This is a genomic window from Vulcanococcus sp. DEBay_Sum22DG08_74 (genome assembly GCF_017852955.1).
Taxonomy (GTDB): Bacteria; Cyanobacteriota; Cyanobacteriia; order PCC-6307; family Cyanobiaceae; genus Vulcanococcus.
Genome location: NZ_JAFMKL010000111.1, coordinates 1 through 5,328, shown reverse-complemented (window position 1 = coordinate 5,328; position 5,328 = coordinate 1). Strand labels below are relative to the sequence as shown.

General features: G+C 65.5%; 5 protein-coding genes and 1 pseudogene. 5 read left to right on the top strand and 1 reads right to left on the bottom strand.

Annotated features, from left to right (window positions below):
- The 4 genes and pseudogenes from QZ184_RS09925 to QZ184_RS09910 all read left to right on the top strand — a co-directional run.
- A pseudogene (locus QZ184_RS09925) lies at nt 1–687 on the top strand (DNA helicase UvrD); the annotation flags it as partial.
- Nucleotides 684–2,303 (top strand): exodeoxyribonuclease V subunit alpha, encoded by a 1,620-nt coding sequence (gene recD / locus QZ184_RS09920; RefSeq protein WP_296419394.1) that lies wholly within the window; start codon nt 684–686, stop codon nt 2,301–2,303. The pseudogene QZ184_RS09925 and the gene recD, both read left to right, overlap by 4 nt.
- 9 nt (nt 2,304–2,312) lie before the next feature.
- A complete protein-coding gene (locus QZ184_RS09915) occupies nt 2,313–2,666 on the top strand; it encodes a phosphomannose isomerase type II C-terminal cupin domain (RefSeq protein ID WP_296419391.1) in 354 nt (117 codons plus the stop codon).
- 90 nt (nt 2,667–2,756) lie between these two features.
- On the top strand, nt 2,757–4,589 hold the full coding sequence (locus QZ184_RS09910) for a DEAD/DEAH box helicase (protein WP_029626387.1): 1,833 nt from the start codon (nt 2,757–2,759) through the stop codon (nt 4,587–4,589).
- Between the two features lie 20 nt (nt 4,590–4,609).
- On the opposite strand, the gene QZ184_RS09905 is transcribed toward QZ184_RS09910, so the two are convergent.
- Nucleotides 4,610–4,837 carry a hypothetical protein gene (locus tag QZ184_RS09905; RefSeq protein ID WP_296415373.1) on the bottom strand — a complete coding sequence of 76 codons (228 nt, stop codon included), beginning with the start codon at nt 4,835–4,837 and terminating at the stop codon, nt 4,610–4,612.
- 201 nt (nt 4,838–5,038) lie between these two features.
- Between QZ184_RS09905 and QZ184_RS09900 the strand changes: the two genes are divergently transcribed.
- A partial coding sequence (locus QZ184_RS09900; RefSeq protein ID WP_296419387.1) for an RNA-binding protein occupies nt 5,039–5,328 on the top strand: 290 nt, incomplete at its 3' end.

Here is a 5,328-nt window from a genome sequence, read left to right as displayed (position 1 = left end):
CAGCGGGCCGGCCTGGGGGGCCCGTCGTGCGAAGGCCTTTTCGAGGGGCTGCAGCAACTGATGCTCACGCCCCTGGGCGGTCCCCTGGGCGCCTGCCGGCTGGGGGACCTGAAGGCCGGGTCTTGGCTCAATGAGATGAACTTCGATCTCCCCTTAGCGACCGGAGAAGGGGAGGTCCGTCTGGTGCGCAGCAGCGGCCTGGCCCAGGCCTTCGCCAGTCACCCCGGCGGCCGCTTTGGAGGGAGCTATGCCAAAACGCTGCAGACCCTCGAGGTGGCCAGCCGAGGCTTCCTGACCGGCTCGATCGACCTGCTCTTCTGCTGGGAGGGCCGCTGGTGGGTGACGGACTGGAAGAGCAATTGGCTCGGTCAGCGCGATCGTCTCGGCAGCGTCACCCATTGCGGCCCCAACGACTACCTCGAGCCGGCGATGGAGACCCTGATGGCGAGCAGCCACTACCCGCTGCAGGCCCACCTGTACCTGGTGGCCCTGCACCGCTACCTGCTCTGGCGGCTACCGAACTACGACCCCGCCCAACACCTGGGGGGCTACGCCTACGTCTTCCTGCGGGGGGTGCCCGGTCCCACCCCCGATCCCACGGCCCCGACGCCAGGGGTGCTGGTGGATCAACCCAGCCTCGATCGGGTCCTCGCCCTTGATGCCCTGCTGAGGGAGGGCCAACCATGAGCACCCTGAGCGCCGCAGTGCTCGACAGCCTCCAGCGGCTGCTGCCGCCCCAGCGCGGCAGTGCCCTGCTGCAGCCCATGGTGCAGGCCTTAATCGAGGCGCTCGAACAAGGCGAGCTGGGGCTTGATCTACGGGGCCCGCAGCCCGATGGAGTCCCCCCTGAGGACTGGCCCGCTGCTGCGGTCTCGGCCCTGGAGGAGGCCGGCTGGCTCGCGGGCCCGGAAGCACCGATCGTTCAAGACGGACTGGTGCTGCGCTGGAGACGCTGGCATGAGCAACTCCAGCAGTGCCTCAGCGCTCTGGAGCAGCGCGCCCAACGCCGGCGCCCCCTGCAGGAAAGCGAGCGGAAAGCGGCCCTGGCCGCGGCGGCGCAAGCGGGCCTGGACCCCCGCCAATGCCAAGCCGTCTCAGCGGCCCTGGGCCAGGACCTGGTGCTGCTCACCGGCGGCCCGGGCACCGGCAAGACCTCGACTGTCGTGCAGATGTTGGCCGCCTGCCTGCACCAGACACCGTCGCTGCGGATTCACCTGGCGGCACCAACGGGGAAAGCTGCAGCCCGCCTGGCGAGCTCCGTCAGTCACGGCAGCCAGGGTCTCGATCCAACGCTTCAGAGCCTCCCCAGCAGCACCCTGCACCGTCTGCTGGAGGCCCAGGGGGAGCTGCGCTTTGGCCGCAATCGCCGCCATCCCCTGGAGCTGGATCTACTGGTGGTCGATGAACTGTCGATGGTGGATTTGCCGCTGATGGCGGCTCTGCTGGAGGCCTTGCCGGCGGAGGCGCGACTGCTGCTCGTCGGCGACGCCAACCAACTGCCGCCCGTTGGAACTGGAGCCGTGCTCGAAGAGCTCTGCCGGCCGGAGCGACTCAGCCTGCTGGGGGCAGCCGCCGTCGAACTGCGCACCACCTACCGCAACGACGGCGCGATCGCCGAGCTGGCCGAGCAACTCCGGCAACAGCCGAATGCAGTGCAGGGGGACCTGCTCGCCGCCCTGCAACCCAGCCTCCAGGCCCTGACCGCCAGCGACAACGTGAGCTGGCTCGAGGCCTCCAGCCGCAGCCTGCCAACACCCCTGCTGGAGGCGCTGCAACAGCACGCCGCGGCCCTGCGTCAACGCTGCCAAGCCCTGGAGTGGCAAGGGGGAAGACCCAGCAGCGAACAAAGCGACGCCCTGCTGGCCCAACTGGAGGAACTGGTGGTGCTCAGTCCCCTCCGCCTCGGGCCCTGGGGGGTGGAGGCGGTGCACCGCGCCCTGCTGGGCGACCTCGCCAAAAGCGGTCCCCTGCACTGGCCCCCAGGCACCCCAGTCCTCAATCGCCTCAACCGCGCCGACCAAGGCCTTGCCAATGGCGACATCGGTGTCGTCGTTCAACACCACTCGGAGCGCCGGGTCTTGATGCCGGGCCAGCGGCTCCTGCACCCGGCGCAGCTCAGTGGAGCGGAGCCGGCCTTTGCGCTGACGGTGCATAAGTCCCAGGGCAGCCAATACAGAACCGTGCTGTTCCTGCTGCCGGCGAACCGGGCTCTGGATCCGCGCCTGATCTACACCGGCCTGACCCGCGCGCAACGGCAGGCCACCTTGATCACACCGGTAGGCGCAGCCAAGAAACCGACCTAGCCTGCGCCCATGGCGGAGCCAGGCATCGTTCAGCGGCCTTGGGGCTGGTTCGAAACCATCGGTTCCGGTGATGGGTACCTGGTGAAACGGCTCTGCATCCAGGCCGGCCACCGCCTCAGCCTGCAGCGCCACCAACACCGGCTGGAGCACTGGATCGTGGTCAGTGGTTCCGGTCAGCTGGAATGCGATGGAACCTCAATCGAGGCGGAGGCCGGCACCACCCTGCTGGTGCCCTGCGGTGCGGTGCACCGGGCTGCCGCAACGGATGAGAACCTGCTGATCGTTGAAGTCCAGCGGGGCGAACACCTCAGCGAAGAGGACATTGAGCGCCTCGCTGACGACTACCAAAGGGTCAAGTGTTAGGTTGATTCTTCACCCTTTGTGAAGGGCAAGGCAGTTTCTTCAACGGGTGTCTGCCGGCCTGTCGACGAAGGATTCAGGCCCAGACCAACTTTGACCAATACCTCTCTCGAGAGCGCTACCAGCTCTGTGGATCTCAGCGCGCTCGATTTGGCTAGCAGCCAGGACAGCGCCCCGAGCGAAAGCATCGAAATCACCACGGCAGAACCCAGTCAGAAGACTGGATTTGCAGCGTTTGGCTTCTCTCCCGAAATCCTCGAGGCCCTCGAGGAGATCGGCTACAGCGAACCCTCCCCGATCCAAGCGGCCGCCATCCCCGAGCTGATGCTCGGCCGCGACCTGGTGGGCCAAGCCCAGACCGGTACGGGCAAAACCGCCGCCTTCGCCCTGCCGATGCTGGCGGCTCTGGATGAGACCCAACGCACCCCCCAGGTGCTGGTGCTGACCCCCACCCGCGAGCTGGCCATCCAGGTGGCTGACTCCTTTAAGAGCTACGCCACCAAGCTGCCCCATCTGCGGGTGCTGCCGGTCTATGGCGGATCGGACTTCCGCGATCAAATCCACAAGCTCAAGCGCGGGGTTCAGGTCGTGGTCGGCACCCCTGGCCGGGTGATGGATCACATGCGCCAGGGCACCCTCGATGTCTCCGGGCTGCGCAGCCTGGTGCTGGACGAGGCCGACGAGATGCTGCGCATGGGCTTCATCGACGACGTCGAGTGGGTCCTGAGCCAACTGCCTGAGAAGCGTCAGGTCGTCCTCTTCTCGGCCACGATGCCCAGCGAGATCCGCCGGATCTCCCATCAGTACCTCAACAGCCCCGCTGAGATCACGATCAAGACCAAAGGGTCGGATTCCAGCCGCATTCAGCAGCGCTTCATCACCGTCAACGGTCCGATGAAGCTCGAGGCCCTGAGCCGGGTGCTCGAGGCCGAGACCAAAGAAGGCGTCATCATCTTTGCCCGCACCAAGGCGATCACGGTCACCGTGGCCGAAGCCTTGGAAGCCAAGGGCTATGGCGTCGCGGTCCTCAACGGTGATGTGGCCCAGAGCCAACGGGAGCGCACGATTGAGCGCCTGAAGAACGGCACCGTGGATGTGCTGGTGGCCACCGATGTGGCGGCCCGCGGCCTGGATGTGGACCGGATCAGCCTGGTCATTAACTACGACATCCCCTTCGACTCCGAGGCCTACGTCCACCGCATCGGCCGCACCGGCCGTGCTGGCCGCACCGGCAACGCGATCCTGTTCGTGACGCCGCGCGAGCGCCGCTTCATCACCGGGCTTGAGCGCGCCGTGGGTCGCCCCATCGAACCGATGGAGATCCCCACCAACGCGAGCATCAACCAGAGCCGCCTGGATCGCCTGCGCGAGCGCCTGAGCGAAACCGTGAAAGGGCTCAACAGCGAAGAGACCAGCAACCTCAGCGAACAGCAGGCCCTGCTCTCAGAAATCATCAAGCGGGTCGGCCAGGAAAGCGAGGTCGCCCCAGAGCAACTGGCCTTGGCAGCCCTGCAGATGGCCGTCGGCGATCAGCCCCTGCTGGTCCATGACGATGAGAACTGGATCCGCCAGCAGCCCCAGTCCCGTGATGGACGCCGCAACGACCGCTTCGGCGATCGTGACCGCGGTCCCCGCAACGCCCCCGGAGCCCGCCGCGGCCCCCGCGAGCAATCGGGTCCTCCGGAAGATCACATGGATCGCTTCCGGATCGAGGTGGGCTGGCGCGACCGGATCAAGCCCGGAAACATCGTCGGTGCCATTGCCAACGAGTCCGGCCTAAACGGCCGCAGCATTGGCCGGATTCAAATCTTTGACAGCCACAGCCTGGTGGACCTGCCCAAGGGCATGCCCGAGGACGTCTTCCACAACTTGAAGCGTCTAAAAGTCTTGAATCGCGAACTTCAGATCTCTCGCGTTCAGGGCTAGTTCAAGCCCGCAGGCGGGCCTCAGGCACAGAGGCCCGTCACCGATTCAGTGGAGAGCGCGGTCAGCTCAGCCAGGCCCATGCTCTCCACGGCAACGACCAAAGACGGCTGCACCTCTTCGGTTTCGATCGCCACAAGGGTCTGAAACAGATCAAAGCGATCCTGGGGGGCGAGCTCCCCGGTCTTGCTCCAAGCCAAACTCCAGGGCACAGGTGCCGTCATCAGGCGCTCCCGATAGCGGGTGTTCATTTGCTGACAATGGGACATTAATCGGGGATCAACCCGTTTCTTTTGATTCCCTTCGGTCTTGCTTTAAGCCTCGTTACCGCCCAGACCCAAAGAAATCACTGGGACCTCGGAGCTGTAGGCTAACCCTGATTCCCAAAGCTTCCAGGCTCCACACGGAACCCCACAGCATCAACGAATCAGTTTTCAGGTTCCGTCTAAGGAATGACCATTTACGTTGGAAACCTCTCGTTCCAAGCTGAACAAGAGGATTTGCTTGACCTGTTCAGCCAGTACGGCGAGGTCAGCAAGTGCAGCCTGCCTCTCGATCGTGAGACTGGCCGCAAGCGCGGCTTCGCTTTCGTCGAAATGGCGAACGATGCTGACGAACAGAAAGCCATCGACGATCTTCAGAACGTCGAGTGGATGGGTCGCATGATCCGCGTCAACAAAGCAACCCCCCGTGAAGGCGGCGGCGGTGGCGGCGGTCGCGGCGGCTACGGCGGCGGCGGCGG

Excerpts from the sequence above, each read along its gene's own strand:
- recD (WP_296419394.1), top strand. The coding sequence starts at position 684 with ATGAGCACCCTGAGCGCCGCAGTGCTCGACAGCCTCCAGCGGCTGCTG.
- QZ184_RS09915 (WP_296419391.1), top strand. The coding sequence starts at position 2,313 with ATGGCGGAGCCAGGCATCGTTCAGCGGCCTTGGGGCTGGTTCGAAACC.
- QZ184_RS09905 (WP_296415373.1), bottom strand. The coding sequence starts at position 4,837 with ATGAACACCCGCTATCGGGAGCGCCTGATGACGGCACCTGTGCCCTGG.